At 71.6% G+C, this 17,284-nt stretch carries 14 protein-coding genes and 1 rRNA gene; 8 read left to right on the top strand and 7 right to left on the bottom strand.

What is annotated here, in order from left to right; all coding sequences use genetic code 11:
- Positions 1–94: ribosomal RNA gene (gene rrf / locus ACIP79_RS15745) — 5S ribosomal RNA — on the top strand; the annotation flags it as partial.
- 106 nt (positions 95–200) lie between these two features.
- Here the strand turns inward: rrf and ACIP79_RS15750 are convergent.
- Genes ACIP79_RS15750 through ACIP79_RS15770 form a run of 5 tightly spaced genes read right to left on the bottom strand, consistent with a single transcriptional unit; the run spans position 201 to position 5,814 of the window.
- The gene (locus ACIP79_RS15750) at positions 201–1,511 is read right to left on the bottom strand and encodes a DUF58 domain-containing protein (RefSeq protein WP_401223454.1); all 1,311 of its coding nucleotides are present in this window, start codon (positions 1,509–1,511) and stop codon (positions 201–203) included.
- Positions 1,511–2,500: an AAA family ATPase gene (locus ACIP79_RS15755; RefSeq protein ID WP_383681989.1), complete on the bottom strand. Its 990-nt coding sequence runs from the start codon at positions 2,498–2,500 to the stop codon at positions 1,511–1,513. The genes ACIP79_RS15750 and ACIP79_RS15755 overlap by 1 nt, the downstream gene beginning before the upstream one ends.
- A complete protein-coding gene (locus tag ACIP79_RS15760; protein WP_401223455.1) occupies positions 2,500–3,708 on the bottom strand; it encodes a DUF4350 domain-containing protein in 1,209 nt (402 codons plus the stop codon). Before ACIP79_RS15760 ends, ACIP79_RS15755 begins: the two co-directional genes overlap by 1 nt.
- Positions 3,705–4,454 (bottom strand): DUF4129 domain-containing protein, encoded by a 750-nt coding sequence (locus ACIP79_RS15765; protein ID WP_401223457.1) that lies wholly within the window; start codon positions 4,452–4,454, stop codon positions 3,705–3,707. Before ACIP79_RS15765 ends, ACIP79_RS15760 begins: the two co-directional genes overlap by 4 nt.
- A gap of 4 nt (positions 4,455–4,458) precedes the next feature.
- Positions 4,459–5,814 carry a glycerophosphoryl diester phosphodiesterase membrane domain-containing protein gene (locus ACIP79_RS15770; RefSeq protein WP_401223459.1) on the bottom strand — a complete coding sequence of 452 codons (1,356 nt, stop codon included), beginning with the start codon at positions 5,812–5,814 and terminating at the stop codon, positions 4,459–4,461.
- Positions 5,815–5,976: 162 nt separating this feature from the next.
- Between ACIP79_RS15770 and mtnA the strand changes: the two genes are divergently transcribed.
- The 7 genes from mtnA (at position 5,977) to ACIP79_RS15805 (ending at position 15,149) form a co-directional block, all read left to right on the top strand.
- A complete protein-coding gene (gene mtnA / locus ACIP79_RS15775) occupies positions 5,977–7,122 on the top strand; it encodes an S-methyl-5-thioribose-1-phosphate isomerase (RefSeq protein WP_401223460.1) in 1,146 nt (381 codons plus the stop codon).
- Between the two features lie 8 nt (positions 7,123–7,130).
- A complete protein-coding gene (gene mtrA / locus ACIP79_RS15780) occupies positions 7,131–7,820 on the top strand; it encodes a two-component system response regulator MtrA (RefSeq protein ID WP_199820881.1) in 690 nt (229 codons plus the stop codon).
- A gap of 1 nt (position 7,821) precedes the next feature.
- Entirely contained in the window at positions 7,822–9,900 is a 2,079-nt protein-coding gene (gene mtrB, locus ACIP79_RS15785; protein ID WP_401223463.1) for an MtrAB system histidine kinase MtrB, read from the top strand.
- Positions 9,890–11,734 carry an LpqB family beta-propeller domain-containing protein gene (locus tag ACIP79_RS15790; protein WP_401223465.1) on the top strand — a complete coding sequence of 615 codons (1,845 nt, stop codon included), beginning with the start codon at positions 9,890–9,892 and terminating at the stop codon, positions 11,732–11,734. Before mtrB ends, ACIP79_RS15790 begins: the two co-directional genes overlap by 11 nt.
- A gap of 858 nt (positions 11,735–12,592) precedes the next feature.
- Positions 12,593–13,189 (top strand): ComF family protein, encoded by a 597-nt coding sequence (locus tag ACIP79_RS15795; RefSeq protein WP_401223467.1) that lies wholly within the window; start codon positions 12,593–12,595, stop codon positions 13,187–13,189.
- Between the two features lie 316 nt (positions 13,190–13,505).
- Positions 13,506–14,198, top strand: coding sequence for a ribosome hibernation-promoting factor, HPF/YfiA family (gene hpf, locus ACIP79_RS15800; RefSeq protein WP_401223469.1), 693 nt, complete (start codon positions 13,506–13,508; stop codon positions 14,196–14,198).
- Positions 14,199–14,402: 204 nt separating this feature from the next.
- On the top strand, positions 14,403–15,149 hold the full coding sequence (locus tag ACIP79_RS15805) for a response regulator transcription factor (protein ID WP_365444189.1): 747 nt from the start codon (positions 14,403–14,405) through the stop codon (positions 15,147–15,149).
- 66 nt (positions 15,150–15,215) lie between these two features.
- Here ACIP79_RS15805 and ACIP79_RS15810 read toward each other — a convergent pair whose 3' ends face one another.
- Positions 15,216–16,406 (bottom strand): winged helix-turn-helix domain-containing protein, encoded by a 1,191-nt coding sequence (locus ACIP79_RS15810; RefSeq protein WP_401223471.1) that lies wholly within the window; start codon positions 16,404–16,406, stop codon positions 15,216–15,218.
- A gap of 216 nt (positions 16,407–16,622) precedes the next feature.
- Entirely contained in the window at positions 16,623–17,201 is a 579-nt protein-coding gene (locus ACIP79_RS15815) for a GNAT family N-acetyltransferase (protein ID WP_401223473.1), read from the bottom strand.
- Between the last annotated feature and the right edge of the window lie 83 nt (positions 17,202–17,284).

Consider the following 17,284-nt stretch of genomic DNA (forward strand, 5'->3'; position numbering starts at 1 on the left):
AACGCCCGGTTACATTCCGAACCCGGAAGCTAAGCCTCATAGCGCCGATGGTACTGCAGGGGGGACCCTGTGGGAGAGTAGGACGCCGCCGAACTTATTTTGGAGAAAACCCCTGTACCGGGAAACGGTACGGGGGTTTTCTGCGTTTAAGGGGGTCTTTCTTGAAACTGGAGAGCCCCCCTTTTCTCTTTTGTGGTCGCTTACAGTCGGCCGGCTGCTTTCAGTGCCAGGTATGCGTCCGCCAGAGCCGGTGCCAGGTTCTCCGGGGTGGCGTCGACGACGATGACTCCGTGGCGTTGGAGCTTTTCGGCCGTGCGATGACGCTCTGTCTGGGCCTGTGCCGCCGCTGCCGCCTCGTACACGGCCTCAGTGGTGCCTCGGGCCGCTGCCATGCGGGCGATGTGGGGATCCGCCACCGCGGCCACGAGGACCGTGTGGCGTTGGGTGAGACCGGAGAGTACGGGAAGCAGGCCTTCTTCGATGGGGGCCGCGTCCAGGCTGGTCAGCAGCACGATCAGCGAGCGGCGTGGGGCCGTACGGAGTGCTGTGGCGGTGAGGCCGCGGGCGTCCAGCTCGACGAGCTCCGGTTCCAGGAGTGCCATCGCGTTGACCAAGGACGGGAGGAGTTCGCCTGCTGCCCGGCCCTGGACCAGGGCACGTACCCGGCGGTCGTACGCGAGGAGGTCGACGCGGTCGCCGGCCCGGGAGGCCAGGGCGGCGAGGAGCAGGGCCGCGTCCATGGAGGCGTCGAGGCGCGGGGCGTCGTCGACGCGGCCCGCCGAGGTACGGCCCGTGTCCAGGACGAGAAGGATGTGGCGGTCGCGTTCGGGGCGCCAGGTGCGTACGGCGACCGTGGTCTGTCGGGCTGTGGCGCGCCAGTCGATGGAACGGGTGTCGTCACCGGGGACGTACTCGCGGAGGCTGTCGAACTCCGTGCCCTCGCCGCGGGTCAGCACGCTGGTGCGGCCGTCGAGTTCGCGGAGCCGGGCCAGCCTGGAGGGGAGGTGCTTGCGGCTGGTGAAGGGCGGCAGGACTCGTACGGCCCAGGGGACTTCGTGGTTGCCTTGGCGGGCGAAGAGGCCGAGGGGGCCGTACGAGCGGATGGTCACACGGTCGGACCTGCGGTCGCCTCGGCGGGTGGGGCGTAGGCGGGTGGTCACGCGTCGGCGTTCGCCCGGCGGGACCGTCAAGCGGTGGCGGGAGGCGGCTACTTCGGTGCCGGGTTCCCAGCTGCTCGGGGGCCAGGCGTCGCGGAGCCGGGCGCGGAGGGGGCGGCCGGACGGGTTGGTGACGGTGAGGGTCACGTCCGCGGGTTCGCCGAGGCGTACCGAGGTGTCGCCCGAGCGGGTCAGGCCGAGGCGGCGTACGGGCGCGGCGAGGGCCGCGTCGCAGGCACAGGCCAGGGCCAGCGGGACGTTGACGGCGAGGATGCCCGTCCAGCTCGGTTCCCAGATGCCGACGGGGAGTGAGCCGAGGGCCGCCACGAGGGCGGCGCGTCCGGTGAGTGCCATCAGCGGGGGACGGGGACGTGGGCGAGGATCGCGTTGATGACGGAGTCGGCGGTCACGCCCTCCATCTCGGCCTCGGGGCGGAGTTGGATCCGGTGGCGGAGGGTGGGGAGGGCGAGGGCCTTCACGTCGTCGGGGATGACGTAGTCGCGGCCCGTCAGCCAGGCCCAGGCGCGGGCGGTGGCGAGGAGGGCCGTCGCGCCGCGCGGTGAGACGCCGAGGCTGAGGGACGGGGAGTCGCGGGTGGCGCGGCAGATGTCCACCACGTAGCCGGTGATTTCGGGGGAGACGGATGTCTTGGCGACCGCGGCGCGGGCGGCTTCCAGGTCCGCGGGGCCCGCGACGGGGCGTACGCCGGCGGCGCGCAGGTCGCGCGGGTTGAAGCCCTCGGCGTGCCGGGTGAGGACGCTGATCTCGTCCTGGCGCGACGGGAGAGGGATCGTCAGCTTGAGGAGGAAACGGTCCAGTTGGGCTTCGGGGAGGGGGTAGGTGCCCTCGTACTCGACCGGGTTCTGGGTCGCGGCGACCAGGAACGGCTCGGGGAGCGGGCGCGGGGTGCCGTCGACCGTCACCTGGCGCTCCTCCATGGCCTCCAGCAGGGAGGACTGGGTCTTGGGAGGGGTGCGGTTGATCTCGTCGGCGAGAAGCAGGTTCGTGAAGACCGGGCCCGGCTGGAAGGAGAACTCCGCGGTGCGGGCGTCGTAGACGAGGGAGCCGGTGATGTCGCTCGGCATCAGGTCGGGGGTGAACTGGACGCGTTTGGTGTCGAGTTCCAGTGCGGACGCCAGGGCCCGGACGAGCAGTGTTTTCGCGACGCCGGGGACACCTTCGAGGAGGACGTGTCCGCGGCACAGGAGGGCGACGACGAGGCCGGTCACTGCGGGGTCCTGGCCGACCACGGCTTTGGCGATCTCGGCGCGCAGGGCCTCCAGGGATGCGCGGGCGCTGCCCTGGTCCCCGGTGTTCCCGGCGTTGTCAGTGGTCGGGTCCATCATGAATGGCGTACCTCTCTTGCGAGGGCGTCGAGTTGGTCGGCGAGGGCGATGAGGGCTGCGTCGTCGCGGGGCGGCGGCCCGAAGAGGAGGGAGTGCAGGGCCTGTCCGTCGCGTCGGCCGTGGAGCTGGGCGGACAGGGCGGGAAGCAGGGACTCGGGCGTGTGCGCCTGGGTGACGGGGACGCCGACGAGGGGGGCGAGGCGAGTGCGGGTGGTGGAGCGCAGGGCGTCGGCCGCGCGGTCGCGGGCGTTGGCCTTGCGGTAGAGGCGGGCGCGGCCTTCGACGGTTTCGGAGGCGCGGATCGCGACGGGGAGGCGTTCGGGCACGAGGGGGCCCAGTCGGCGTGCCCTCCAGAGGGCGGCCAGGCCTGCCGCGAAGAAGAGCTGGAGGGTGCCCCAGAGCCAGCCCGAGGGGAGCAGGTCGAAGAAACTGCGGTCGCCCGCGTCGGTGGCCGAGGTATCGGCGAGCGAGGGGAGGTACCAGACCACATGGGGACGGGAACCGAGCAGTTGAAGGGCGAGCGAGGCGTTGCCGTGCTCGTCGAGGCGGGAGTTGTAGAGGATGTCGGGCGCGCCGAGTACGACGGTGTCGCCGTCCCCCTCGGAGGCGGGGATGCGCAGCAGGGTGGGCAGGCCGTCGCCGGGGTAGCATGCGTCGACGGCGGGGTCGGCGGTGCTGTAGCGGATGCCGCCCGTGTCGGCGTTCCCCGCGCGCCGGGCGGCGGGCAGGTCGCAGTCCGGGGAGAGCTTCGAGTCGAAGCTGGTCACCGGGTCGGCTGTGAGCTCCGGGGCGAGGGTGCCAAGGGAGGGGGAGGTCGGGGAGATCAGGATCGTCCGGCCGCCGGAGTTCTCGGTACTCGCGCGCAGGGCGGTCTGCTGTCGGCCGGTCAGCAGGTCCGGGGCGGCCACCAGGAGGGTCGTGTCGGGGCCGGCCGCGGCGCGGGCCTCGGCCAGGGTGCTGACCAGCCGGGTGGACACGCCCTGGTCGGCGAGGAGTTCGGCCACGGCCCGGCTGCCGGACGGGTCGGCGGAGCGGGGGTCGAGGCGGCCGTGCTCGGCGTTGGACCGGACGGCGGCGATCGCGACGGCTGCCGCCAGGAGGAGCACGAGCGCGAGGACGACGCCGCGGCCGCGCCTCCACAGTTGGCGGGCGGTCGGGGATGCCGAGGTGTGGGCCGAGGTCGGCCGGAGGGTGGCCTCGGTCATCGGGCGGCCCCCTGGCCGGTGTTGTGGGGTGTGCTTCGGGTGCTGTCGGAGAGCATGGGTTTCGCGCGTGTCAGGTCGCGGTCGAGCTCGGTGAGGCGGTCGTACGTGCGTCGGTGCGCGGCCCGGCCTCCGTACGTGACATCGTCGAAGTCCCGTGCCGCGGCGCGCAGTCGGTCTCCGTGGGAGGGCAGGGTGCGGGCGGCCTCGGCGGCTGCCTCGTCCGCGGTGCGGCCGGGGCGCGGATCGAGGAGGGCGCGCTCCTCCAGGGACCGGACGATGGCGCGCATGCGTTCCTGGACGGCCTGGTTCCAGTGGCCCTGGGCGGCATGTGCCTCGGCCGCCGCGCGGTGTTCGGCGGCACTGCGGGGGCGGTCGTCGAAGAGCGCGGGGGCCGTGGTGGGGGCGCGGTGCGGAGTGCCCAGGCGCCACCACAGCGCGCCGAGGACCGCCAGTACGGCCAGCACGATGACGACAAGTCCGAGCGCTCCGCCGGGAGTCGCGCCCGAGGCGGCGTTGAACAGCTTGTCCACCCAGTCCCAGAAGGCGTCGAGGGCGCGCTGGGCCAGGCTGGGATCGTTCTCGTGGTACATCGGCTTGGACAGCTCGCGTTCGGCCGCCTCCCGCGCGGGGTCGCGCGGGATCGTCACCGGCGGTTCGTCGCCGGTGGGACGCGCGGCCAGGACGGCTGTGAAGCCACCGCGCGGCAGTGCCGGTACCGCTGTGAGAACTCCCCCCGCCAGGCCCACCCCGTCAGCTCCCCGGGGTGGTGCCGGCGGCGCCGGTTCCGTAGTCCTGGACGCCGGCGGCGCGGGCCAGGTCGAGGTCGAGGGCCTCACGCCGGATGCGCTGGTCGATGTACAGGAGCACGGTGACGCCTGCCGTGATCGGGAAGGTGAGCATCGATCCGATCACCGAGCCGATCCCGCTGACGATGAGGAACGTCCAGCCCAGGGAGCCGCCGTCGCTGTCGAGGAAGCCGGTGACGCCGTCGCCGCTCACGGCGCCGGCGAGGAAGGCGAACGGGATGACGATGATCGACGCCATGATGTTGGCGATGATCGTGGCGAGCAGCTGGATGCCGAACACACGCCACCAGGAACCGCGTACGAGCTTCGCGGAGCGGCTCATCGACTTGAAGACGCTCTGTTTCTCCAGCATCAGGGCGGGAGAGGCGAGCGAGAAGCGGGTCATCAGCCAGATGGCGACGACGCCCGCGCCCAGTCCGCCGATGACGGCGAGCGCGATGCCCGCGTCGCCCGAGGCGGCCAGTCCGACGACGACTCCCGGCACGGTGCCGAGGGCGACGATCACGACGGCGATGAGCGGCAGCAGGACGGTCAGGCCGATCAGTTTCAGCAGTTGGGGGCGCGCGTCCCGCCAGGCTTCGGCGGTCGTCACCGGCTTGCCGAGCACCGCGCGGCTGGTGACGGTCGTGAGCAGGGCCGTCGCGACGATGGTGCCGAGCAGCGTGATGAACAGGACGGCGCCCGAGCTCAGCAGGGTGGTCCCCAGGGCGCTGCCGACCTCACTGGCGGTGGCGGTGGAGTCGTTGAGGGTGTCCGCGGTGGAGCTGTCGTCCAGGACGAAGCCCTGGAACAGGATGATCGCGATCTCCGTGACGACCGCGACGGTCAGCGAGATGCCCAGGACGGTGCGCCAGTAGGTGCGCATCGTGGAGACGGCGCCGTCGAGGATCTCGCCGATGCCGAGCGGCCGGAGCGGGATCACGCCGGGCTTCGCCGCGGGCGGCGGGCCGCCCCAGTTGCCGCCCCATCCGCTGGGGCCACCGGGGCCGCCGCCCCAGCCGGGGTATCCGCCGCCTTGACCGCCGTAGCCCCCGGGGCCGCCGTAGCCGCCCGGGCCGCCGGGCTGCTGACCGCCCCAGCCCGGGCCGGGCGGAGGTGGCGGCGCCTGTCCGGGCGCCGCGTCCTGCGGGCCGGGAGCGGACCACTGGCCGGGCGGGAGCTGCTCCTTGGACCACTTCGAAGGGGTACCGGGCTGCTCCGTGCCGCCCTGGTCCGACGGCTGCGCGGCACCGGAGGTGTCCGGCCCCTGCCCGTCGGAGGGGGCAGATCCGGGCGAGGCCCAGCCCGGAGTGTCGTTCATCGTCGCTCCTTCACGGTGCCCGTCCGCGGGCGCGGCGGCAGGTTGGCAGCCATCGTGCCACGGTGTCCGCGGCTGGGGACCAGCGGTCGTAGGACTGGGGACCGGCGGTCGTATGAGCTGTACACCTTCAATTGTCTGCCGGGTACGGGGCAGACTGGGCGGATGGCTGATCAGTACGCGCAAACCCGCGAGGACAGCGGGCCGACGGACATACCCGTGATCCGCTGGGAGGAGCCCCCCGAAGGTCCCGTCCTGGTGCTTCTCGACCAGACGAGACTGCCGGCCGAGGAAGTCGAGCTGGTGTGCACGGACGCGCCCGCGCTGGTGGAGGCGATCCACACGCTCGCCGTGCGCGGAGCGCCGCTGCTCGGTATCGCGGGGGCGTACGGCGTCGCGCTCGCGGCCGTACGCGGCTTCGACGTGGACGATGCCGCCCGGTCCCTGGCAGGGGCCCGGCCCACCGCGGTGAACCTCGCGGTCGGGGTGCGCAGGGCGCTGTCCGCGTACACCGCGGCGCTCTCGGGCGGTGGTGACCAGGAGCTGGCCGCCGGGGCCGCGCTAGCCGCGGCGCGGGCGCTGCACCGGGAAGACGCCGAGGCCAGCGCGCGGATGGCCAGGCACGGACTGGCCCTGCTCGACGAGCTGCTGCCCGGCGGAGGGCACCGGATTCTGACGCACTGCAACACCGGGGCGCTGGTCTCCGGAGGGGAGGGCACGGCGTTCGCGGTGGCCCTTGAGGCACACCGGGTGGGGCAGCTGCGCAGGCTGTGGGTGGACGAAACGCGGCCGTTGCTGCAGGGTGCTCGCCTGACGGCGTACGAGGCGGCGCGCAACGGAATGGCGTACACCTTGCTCACGGACAACGCGGCCGGCTCGCTGTTCTCGGCGGGAGAGGTGGACGCGGTACTGATCGGCGCCGACCGGATCGCGGCCGACGGTTCGGTGGCGAACAAGGTGGGGAGCTATCCGCTCGCGGTGCTGGCCAGGTACCACCACGTGCCGTTCATCGTGGTGGCGCCGGTGACGACGGTGGATCTGGACACCCCGGACGGGGCATCCATCGAGGTCGAGCAGCGCCCCAGTCATGAAGTGACGGAGATCACAGCACCGCAGGTGCCGGTGGCGGGTGTGGAAGCGGGAGGCGGGATAGCGGTGGCACCCCTGGGGACCCAGGCGTACAACCCCGCGTTCGATGTGACGCCGCCCGAGTTGGTGACGGCGATCGTGACCGAAGAGGGCGTTGTTTCGCCCGTGACAGCCGAGGCGCTAGCCGAGCTGTGTGACAGGTCACGCCAGGTAACGATTTAGTTAATGGGATGATGTCGTTTATGAAGGGACGAGTCCTTGTCGTCGATGACGACACCGCACTGGCCGAGATGCTCGGCATTGTGTTGCGTGGTGAAGGTTTTGAGCCGTCTTTCGTAGCCGACGGCGACAAGGCGCTGGCCGCTTTCCGTGAGAGCAAGCCCGATCTGGTGCTCCTGGACCTGATGCTTCCCGGCCGGGACGGTATCGAGGTGTGCCGCCTGATCAGGGCGGAGTCCGGGGTGCCGATCGTGATGCTCACGGCGAAGAGCGACACCGTCGATGTCGTGGTGGGCCTCGAGTCCGGGGCGGACGACTACATCGTGAAGCCGTTCAAGCCGAAGGAGCTGGTGGCGCGGATCAGGGCGCGGCTGCGTCGGTCCGAGGAGCCGGCGCCGGAGCAGCTGGCCATAGGTGATCTTGTGATCGACGTGGCCGGTCACTCTGTGAAGCGGGACGGGCTGTCCATCGCGCTGACGCCGCTGGAGTTCGATCTGCTGGTGGCGCTGGCCCGCAAGCCGTGGCAGGTGTTCACGCGTGAGGTGCTCCTGGAGCAGGTCTGGGGCTACCGGCACGCGGCGGACACCCGGCTGGTCAACGTCCATGTCCAGCGGCTGCGCTCCAAGGTCGAGAAGGACCCCGAGCGGCCGGAGATCGTGGTGACCGTCCGAGGTGTCGGTTACAAGGCCGGACCGAGCTGACGTGTCCCGGGACAGTGCCGCTTCGGCGCCCGGCGAGCCGGGGGTCCGCTCGGGGCGGCCTGTCGGCCAGAAGGTGACGGGCTCCCGCTGGATGCGGTTCGTCGAGGGCGGGCTGCTCCAGGGCGGGGTCCAGGGCAGCCCGGTCCTTCGGCTGTTCATGCGCTGGGTGCGCCGTCCGCTGCTGCCGGTGATGCGGCTGTGGCGGCGCAACATCCAGCTCAAGATCGTCGTCACCACGCTGCTGATGTCGCTCGGTGTGGTGCTGCTGCTCGGCTTCGTCGTCATCGGGCAGGTGCGCAACGGCCTGCTGGACGCCAAGGTGAAAGCCTCGCAGAGCCAGGCCACCGGCGGATTCTCGGTGGCCAAGCAGAACGCAGACTCGGCGGCGACGGCGAACGGGGCCGACACCTCGGGTCCGGACGGCCGGCCCTCCAAGAACGTCAGCCAGTGGATGAGCGACCTCGTGGTGTCCCTCTCCAGCGGCGGCCAGGGTGCCTTCGACGTCGTGACGCTCAGCTCCTCGGCGGCCGGTGACGGCGGCGCCGGACTCGGCCCGCGCTCGTCCGGCAACGTCGACCCGACGCTGAGCGTCCCGGAGGAGCTCCGCAACCGGGTCGACGGCAGCATGGTCGCGGCCCAGAGCTACACGAGGGTCGTCTACAAGGACTCCAAGGACCCCCAGCCCGCGCTCGTCATCGGCAAGCAGGTCAACGACCCCAACAACGACACGTACCAGCTCTACTACCTCTTCCCGCTGACGCAGGAGGAGAAGTCGCTGAGCCTGGTCAAGGGCACGCTCGCGACGGCGGGGCTGTTCGTCGTGGTGCTGCTGGGGGCCATCGCCTGGCTCGTGGTGCGTCAGGTCGTCACGCCCGTACGGATGGCCGCGGGCATCGCCGAGCGGCTGTCCGCCGGGCGCCTCCAGGAACGTATGAAGGTCACCGGCGAGGACGACATCGCGCGGCTCGGCGAGGCCTTCAACAAGATGGCGCAGAACCTCCAGCTGAAGATCCAGCAGCTGGAGGAGCTGTCGCGGATGCAGCGGCGGTTCGTCTCCGACGTCTCGCACGAGCTGCGTACGCCGCTGACGACCGTACGGATGGCGGCCGACGTCATCCACGACGCGCGCGTGGACTTCGATCCGATGACCGCCAGGTCCGCCGAACTGCTCGCCGACCAGCTCGACCGGTTCGAGGGGCTGCTCGCGGACCTGCTGGAGATCAGCCGCTTCGACGCGGGCGCGGCGGCGCTGGAGGCCGAGCCGATAGACCTGCGCGTGGTCGTACGACGGGTGGTCAGCGGCGCCGAGCCGCTCGCCGAGCGCAAGGGCACGCACATACGCGTCCTCGGCGACCAGCAGCCGGTGATCGCCGAGGCGGACGCCCGGCGCGTGGAGCGGGTGCTGCGCAACCTCGTCGTCAACGCCGTGGAGCACGGCGACGGCAAGGACGTACTGGTCAAACTCGCCGTGGCGGGCGGGGCCGTCGCCGTCGCGGTGCGCGACTACGGGGTCGGCCTCAAGCCCGGTGAGGCGACCCGGGTCTTCAGCCGCTTCTGGCGGGCGGACCCGGCACGCGCTCGTACGACCGGCGGAACGGGGCTCGGGCTGTCCATCGCCCTGGAGGACGCCCGGTTGCACGGCGGCTGGCTGCAGGCGTGGGGCGAGCCGGGAGGCGGCTCGCAGTTCCGGCTCACGCTGCCGCGGACCGCGGACGAACCGCTGCGCGGCTCGCCGATACCGCTGGAGCCCAAGGACTCGCGGCGCAACCGTGGACTCAACGAGGCCGGTCTGCCGCTCGACGGCAGCGGCAAGCTCGCGACGGTGCCGGTACAGCAGCCTTCGGGCGGGAGTACGCCGCCGCGGCCGGCCATGGGTCCGCGGCTGGGCGGGACCTCGCCCACGGCCGACCCGACGGCGCTGCCGGGCAACGGCGCGCGCGTGGTGCCGCGGCCCACCGGGGGCGCGCGACGACCCGACGACACACCTGCCCCGAAGGGGGAGCGGGCCGCGCGGGAGCGCGACCCGGCCGGTGAAAAGTCGGAGGAGCTGGAACAAGGGGAGGCATTCCGTGGGCGCTGACCGCGAGGCGAGAGGCGGTCGACGGCGTCCGGTGCGGCTGGCCGCGTACGTCGGCTGCGGCGCACTGGTACTGGCCGGGTGCGCCTCGATGCCCGACAGCGGTGACCTGCGTGACGTGGAGTCCACGCCGCGCGCGGACTCGCAGGTGCGGGTCTTCGCGATGCCGCCCCGGGAGGACGCCCAGCCGGCGGAGATCGTACGGGGCTTCCTGGAGGCGCTGACCAGCGACGACCCGCAGTACGCGACGGCGCGCCTGTACCTGGCGGCGGGCACCCGCAAGACGTGGGACCCCTACCGGTCCACGAAGGTCCTCGCGGACGGCCCGAACACCGAACTGGTGCACTCGGGCAGCAGGGAAGGCGCCGCCGACGACTTCCTCTACCAGCTGAGCGGCAGCAAGGTCGCCACGGTGGACGCGCAGCACGCGTACGCGCCCGAAGCCGGCGCCTACACCGAGGCCGTGCACCTCACGCGGCAGAAGGACAGGCAGTGGCGCATCGACGGGCTGCCCCAGGGTGTGGTGATGGGGAAGTCCGACTTCGAGCGCAACTACGACTCCGTCAACAAGTACTACTTCGCTTCGAACGGGTCCTCCGGGTCGGGCGGGCAGCGTGTGACGGTCGCCGATCCGGTCTATGTGCGCGGGGAGGTGGATCCGATGACGGAGATGGTCCGCACGCTCCTGAAGGGGCCCACGAGCTGGCTGGACCCGGTGGTGACGTCGAGTTTCCCGTCCGGCACGGCGTTGAGGAAGGGCGTCAAGTCCCTGTCGCCCGACGACCACAACAGGGTCACGGTTCCGCTGAACAGCAGGGCCGACCGGGTCGGACAGGCCCAGTGCACCCGGATGGCGGCCCAACTCCTCTTCACGCTGGAGGATCTGACGCCCACGGGTGTGGACGAGGTGGAGCTCCAGAAGTCGGACGGTTCGCAGCTGTGCGCGCTGACCGAGGGCCGGGCCGAGACCGTCGCCTCGCACGGCACCGGACAACTCCCCGACTACCAGTACTTCATCGACGGCAAGCAGCGCCTGGTCCGGATGCCCAGTGGCAACGGTGACAAGCAGCCCGAGGCGGTACCCGGCGCACTGGGCCAGGGCGACACGAAGCTGCGGTCGGCCGCCGTGTCCCGGAAAGAGGATGTCGCGGCGGGGGTCTCCACCGACGGGGGTTCGCTGTTCGTCGGGTCGCTGGTGTCGGGCAGCTCCCTCGGGGAGGCGGTGCTGCGCAGCGAGGGCAAGACCGCCCAGGACCGGCTGACGACGCCCAGTTGGGACGGCCGGGGCGACCTGTGGGTGGCCGACCGTGATCCGAAGAAGCCCCGGCTGCTCCTTCTGGAGAAGGGTGCGGGCGAACCGCTGGTGGTCTCGGCGCCGGGTCTCGACGGGCGTATCGAGGCGGTGCGGGTGGCCGCCGACGGGGTGCGGATCGCGCTGATCATCGAGAAGGACGGCAAGAGCTCGTTGCAGATCGGCCGGATCGAGCGCGACATCAAGGCCGGCGAGCGGCCCGTGGTCTCCATCCTCGAACTGCGCGCCGCGGCACCGCAGCTGGAGGAGGTCACCGCCATGTCGTGGGCCGGGGACAGCCGGCTGGTGGTCGTCGGGCGCGAGGAGGGCGGCGTCCAGCAGATGGCGTACGTCCAGGTCGACGGCTCCACTCCGGTGGGCACGGCGCCGTCGGCACTGACCGGCGTGAAGGAGATCGCCGCGTCCGAGGACGAGCGGCTGCCGCTGGTGGCGCACTCGGAGGAGGACGGGATCGTGCGGCTGTCGTCCGGGGAACAGTGGCAGACGGTCGTCAAGGACGGGACGGCGCCGGTCTATCCCGGCTAACGCCGCCCTCTGCGGGCGGGTGTTGTACGAGGTCGGAGGAGCGGCGGGGTCGGTGGACCTGGTCGCTCCTCCGTCGCGTCGGCCGACGGCTGCGCGGGGTGCCCACAGCCGCCGGGCCCACGGGGCCGCGGGTTGTCGACAGCCGTCGGTCCACGGGGCGGCGGGTTGCTGACAGCCGCCGGTCGACGGCGCCGCAGGTTCTCCACAGCCGTCGGCCGACCGTGCCGCGAGTTGTCCACAGGGAGTTATCCACAGGCCTGGCAGGGTTGCCCGTGCCTTGGCACAGTGGTGGGCATGCGGGGGTGGTGGCAGGACCTCACCGATCTGGTGCTGCCGGCCGAGTGCGGAGGCTGCGGGAGGCCTCGCACGGTGCTCTGTTCCGAGTGCCGTGCCGCCCTGACAGGGGCCGCACCGAGCCGGGTGCGACCGGTGCCGGAGCCGGCCGGGCTGCCTGTGGTGCACGCGGCGGTTCCGTACGGGGACGAGGTGCGGGCGGTTCTCCTGGCCCACAAGGAGCGGGGTGTGCTGCCGCTCGCGGGGCCCCTCGGCGGGGCTCTGGCCGGGGCTGTGCGGGCGGGACTGGGGTGCGCGCGCCTCCCGGTGCCGGACGGGCCGCTCATGGGCGTGGAGGGGCGGCTGAGTGCCGGGAACGGGCAGGTGCGGGCCGAGGGACGGTTGGGAGAGGGCGGGGGGTCGTCGGGGATGGCCGACGGTCGGTGGAGGTCGAGCGGATCGAGAGGGGAGTACGGGGGTTGGTCAGGGGTTCCTGGCAGCGGGCCGGGGGCCGGTGGCGATCGGCATTCGCCGGGGAGGGCGGGTCCGGGTGGTCCCGGGATTGCCGGGGCCGGGGCCGGGGCCGTGCTGCTGGTTCCGGTGCCGTCCTCGCGGCGGGCGGTGCGGGCGCGAGGGCATGATCCGGCGCGGCGGATCGCGCTGGCGGCGGCGGGTGAGCTACGGCGTACGGGGACGCCGGCCCGGGTGCTCGCCGTGCTGCGGCAGCGGCGGGCGGTGGCCGATCAGTCGGGGCTCAACTCCCGGCAGCGGCTGGCCAACCTCGCGGGCGCCCTTGAGGTGGCACCCGGGGGAGAGCGGCTGTTGGCGGGCGGCGGGCGGATCGTGCTGGTCGACGACCTGATGACGACGGGTGCCTCCCTCACGGAGGCGGCGCGCGCCGTTCGGGCGGAAGTGCCGTACACCGGGAGCGCCGACGACGCTTACCGCGCGGCGGCATGGGCAGCAGCAGGGGAACGAAGGCCGGACGCGACGACAGCGAGGGCAGTGGGCGAGCCGCACACGGCCCGGACGGCCCGGCAGATGCCGGGCGGGCGGCGGGCCCGGAACGACACGAGGACGGACGGAGCGGGAGACGTGACGGGTGTCGGTGAAGCGGGAGTCATGATCTGCGCGGCTGTGGTCGCGGCGCCTTCGGACTCGTTCGAAATAAACCGGAACTGACTGAGAACTTTCATCGTTGCAGGTAATGAGCCGGTCAATTCACCTGAACGGAGGTACGCGGCAGTAGAGGGTGACGTCATCCGTCCGGGCGAGATATGTTCGGTTGTGAGGCAAAGGCGCAGGCCGAACCTCGCATATCCGAATGCCGTGCCGCGGGTTTTCTGCAATCACCCGCACCGGCCGGGGTGTAGATCTTGCCCATGGGGGAGGAGGAGGTGAAAGTCACCGAGTCCGAGGTTCCGGAGTTCACCGGAGCCTGGTGCAAAAGGGAGATGCTCCGCCGCTGGAGCGGGGCTATCCGGGAACGGAGTTCTGCGTGGACATCGTCGTCAAGGGCCGCAAGACCGAGGTGCCCGAGAGGTTCCGGAAGCACGTGGCCGAGAAGCTGAAGCTGGAGAAGATCCAGAAGCTCGATGGCAAGGTGATCAGCCTCGACGTCGAGGTGTCCAAGGAGCCCAACCCTCGGCAGGCGGACCGTTGTGACCGGGTGGAGATCACACTCCGCTCCCGCGGCCCGGTGATCCGGGCGGAGGCGTCGGCGAACGACCCGTACGCGGCACTCGACCTGGCGGCGGACAAGCTCGAGGCCCGGCTGCGCAAGCAGCACGACAAGCGCTACACCCGCCGTGGGACCGGCAGGATCTCCGCCGCGGAGGTCGCCGACCGCGTGCCGGACGCCGCGACGCTGAACGGCAACGGCAGTGTCGTCCACGACGACGAACCCGAAAGCGTGCCGACCAAGAAGGTCGGTCCTCTCGAGGTCATGGGTGAAGGCCCCCTCGTCGTCCGCGAGAAGTCCCATGTGGCCGCCCCGATGACGCTCGACCAGGCGCTCTACGAGATGGAGCTGGTCGGGCACGACTTCTATCTGTTCGTCGACTCCGAGACCAAGGAACCGAGTGTCGTCTACCGGCGGCACGCGTACGACTACGGCGTCATCCACCTCAACACCGACCCGATGGTCGCCCAGGCCGGGTCGACCGCGCCGGGCGGTGCGCTCGGCGGCTGACCCACCCAGGTGACGGTTGAGCCGGTGCCCCTGGAGCGCTCGTGCGCCCCCAGGGGCACCGGTGTGCGGGCTCTCGCGCCCCGTTCTGTCACCGCGCTGTCGCCCGGGCATGGAATCATGGCCGCACCGGCCCAACCCGTGGGCCGCTGCCTTGGGTTGGCGATGGCACAGAACCACAGGCCACGGCCTTCAGGGGGAGGAACGATGGCGGACAGCTTCGGACCGATGCGTGACGGGGATGCCGATGACGGCGTCGCCGGCATGGGGCCGGACGCGGGGTCTCCGCGCAAGGAGCCCATCCGGGTCCTGGTCGTGGACGACCACGCCCTCTTCCGCCGCGGCCTGGAGATCGTGCTCGCCGCCGAGGAGGACATCCAGGTCGTCGGTGAGGCGGGTGACGGGGCCGAGGCGGTCGACAAAGCGGCCGATCTGCTGCCCGACATCGTGCTGATGGACGTACGGATGCCCAAGCGGGGCGGTATCGAGGCGTGCACCTCCATCAAGGAGGTGGCTCCCAGCGCGAAGATCATCATGTTGACGATCAGCGACGAGGAAGCGGATCTCTACGACGCGATCAAGGCGGGCGCGACCGGTTATCTCCTCAAGGAGATTTCCACGGACGAGGTGGCCACGGCCATTCGCGCGGTGGCCGACGGTCAGTCGCAGATCAGCCCTTCCATGGCGTCGAAACTGCTCACCGAGTTCAAGTCGATGATCCAGCGCACCGACGAGCGACGACTGGTGCCCGCGCCGCGGCTGACCGAACGCGAGCTGGAGGTTCTCAAGCTCGTGGCCACCGGGATGAACAACCGCGATATCGCCAAGGAGTTGTTCATCTCCGAGAACACCGTGAAGAACCACGTGCGCAACATCCTGGAGAAGCTGCAACTGCACTCCAGGATGGAGGCCGTGGTGTACGCGATGCGGGAGAAGATCCTCGAGATTCGCTAGGCGGTCGGGTTCACCGGGTTCACCGGGTTCACCGGGTTCTTTCGGTGAGTTGGGCGTGCGGGGCGGTCACGCGAGGGCGAGGGCCAGCTCTCTCGCGAGGGGGGCGCGCAGCTCCGGGGCGGCCACCCGCTCCACCCGTACGTCCGTGCAGTCCACCCAACTCGCGGCCTCCACCAGGGCCTGGGCCACCGCGGGGACCGCCTTGGGGCCGTCCAGGGTGACCTGTTTGGCGACCAGGGTGCGGCCCTCGCGGGCCGGGTCCACACGGCCGACGAGCCGGCCGCCGGCCAGGACCGGCATCGCGAAGTAGCCGTACACCCGCTTCGGTTTGGGGGTGTACGCCTCCAGGCGGTGGGTGAAGCCGAAGATCCGCTCGGTGCGCGCCCGCTCCCAGACGAGGGAGTCGAACGGCGACAGCAGCGTCGTACGGTGGCGCCCGCGCGGGACGGTCTCCAGAGCCGTCGGGTCCGCCCAGGCCGGCTTGCCCCAGCCCTCCACCGCCACCGGGACCAGGCCCGAGTCCGTGATCACCGCGTCGACCTGGTCTCCCCTGAGCCGGTGGTAGTCGGCGATGTCCGCGCGGGTGCCGACGCCCAGGGACTGGCCCGCCAGGCGCACCAGGCGGCGCACGCACTCCGCGTCGTCCAGCTCGTCGTGGAGCAGCGCATCGGGGATGGCGCGCTCGGCGAGGTCGTACACCCGCTTCCAGCCGCGGCGTTCGGTGCACACCACCTCGCCGTACATCAGCGCGCGCTCCACGGCGACCTTGGTGCCCGACCAGTCCCACCACTCGCTGGTCTTCTTCGCACCGCCCAGATCCGTGGCCGTGAGGGGGCCTTCGGTGCGGAGCTGCTTGATGACCTGGTCGTAGGTGCCGTCGGGGAGGTCGTGGTTCCAGTGCGGGCGGGCGCGGTAGGCGCGGCGGCGGAAGGCGAAGTGGGGCCACTCCTCGACGGGGAGGATGCAGGCCGCGTGGGACCAGTACTCGAAGGCGTGGGGTGCGCCGTCCGGGCCCGGTGTCCAGTACGCCTGGTCGACCGCCGTGCGGCCCACCGCGCCCAGGCGGGCGTACGGGACGAGTTCGTGGGAGCGGGCGAGGACGGAGATCGTGTCGAGCTGGACCGCGCCCAGGTGGCGGAGGACTCCGCGCACTCCGCCTCTGCGGTTCGGGGCGCCGAGGAAGCCCTGGGCGCGCAGGGCGATGCGGCGGGCCTCGTCGGCGGAGAGTGTGGTGGTGGGACGCGGGTGGCTCGTCATGTGCTCACGGTAGGCGGTGCCACTGACAACGGGGTCGCCGGTGCGCGCGCCCGTTCCCGGGCCGCCCGGCGAGCGGGCCGGGCTCGGGGTGCGGGCCGGCCTCGGGGTGGGTGTGCTTGCCGCGCTCGCGGGGTGCGGGGTGCGGGGTGCGGGGTGCCGGGTGCCGGGTGCCGCTGTGCCCACCCGTGCCGCCCCTTGCGGCACGCATGCCCACAGCTACGCCCGTTGTGAGGGCGCCGGCAAGTACGGGGCCGTTGACGGTAGGCCCAGGTCGGAGGGGAGGAGGGAGGCGACCCAACAGTCCCGGCGTACGCCCTTGTTGTTGATGGCGGAGCGGAGGGTGCCTTCGAGGGTGAAGCCGGTGCGTTCGGCGACGGCGAGGGAGGCCGCGTTGCCGACCTCGGCACGCCATTCCACCCGGTCGAGGGAGATGTCGGTGAAGGCCCAGCGGGAGGCGGCGAGCGCGGCCTCGGTGACATAGCCGTGGCCGCGGTGTTCCTTCCTCGCCCAGAAGCCGATCTCGCCGGTGCCCAGGGAACGCATCGTGATGGCGAGCATGCCGACGAGTTCTCCGGCGGGGAGGAAGATCCCGAAGGTGAACATGGAGCCGTCGGTCCAGCCGTCCGGCACGATCTGGTCGGTGAACCCCGCCGCGTGCTCGGGCAGATAGGGCGACGGGATCGTGGTCCAGCGCTGGATGTCGGGGTCCTGGACGGCGTCGTACACGGCGTCGGTGTCGTGCGGTCCGACGGTGCGCAGCAGGAGGCGGTCCGTGGCCAGGGTGACGGGGTCCATCGGCCGATTCTGCTCGGGAGGGCGGAAGGACGCCATTACTTTGCCGAGAGTGTTTGCCCGATTACTTTTCGCGTCGGGAACGC

Source organism: Streptomyces sp. NPDC088747, from assembly GCF_044751025.1.
Taxonomy (GTDB): Bacteria; Actinomycetota; Actinomycetes; order Streptomycetales; family Streptomycetaceae; genus Streptomyces.

Bases quoted from the DNA above. Each gene is read 5' to 3' on its own strand.
- ACIP79_RS15750 (WP_401223454.1), bottom strand. From the start codon at position 1,511: ATGGCACTCACCGGACGCGCCGCCCTCGTGGCGGCCCTCGGCTCACTC.
- ACIP79_RS15755 (WP_383681989.1), bottom strand. From the start codon at position 2,500: ATGGACCCGACCACTGACAACGCCGGGAACACCGGGGACCAGGGCAGC.
- ACIP79_RS15760 (WP_401223455.1), bottom strand. From the start codon at position 3,708: ATGACCGAGGCCACCCTCCGGCCGACCTCGGCCCACACCTCGGCATCC.
- ACIP79_RS15770 (WP_401223459.1), bottom strand. From the start codon at position 5,814: ATGAACGACACTCCGGGCTGGGCCTCGCCCGGATCTGCCCCCTCCGAC.
- mtnA (WP_401223460.1), top strand. From the start codon at position 5,977: ATGGCTGATCAGTACGCGCAAACCCGCGAGGACAGCGGGCCGACGGAC.
- mtrA (WP_199820881.1), top strand. From the start codon at position 7,131: ATGATGTCGTTTATGAAGGGACGAGTCCTTGTCGTCGATGACGACACC.
- ACIP79_RS15805 (WP_365444189.1), top strand. From the start codon at position 14,403: ATGGCGGACAGCTTCGGACCGATGCGTGACGGGGATGCCGATGACGGC.
- ACIP79_RS15810 (WP_401223471.1), bottom strand. From the start codon at position 16,406: ATGACGAGCCACCCGCGTCCCACCACCACACTCTCCGCCGACGAGGCC.
- ACIP79_RS15815 (WP_401223473.1), bottom strand. From the start codon at position 17,201: ATGGACCCCGTCACCCTGGCCACGGACCGCCTCCTGCTGCGCACCGTC.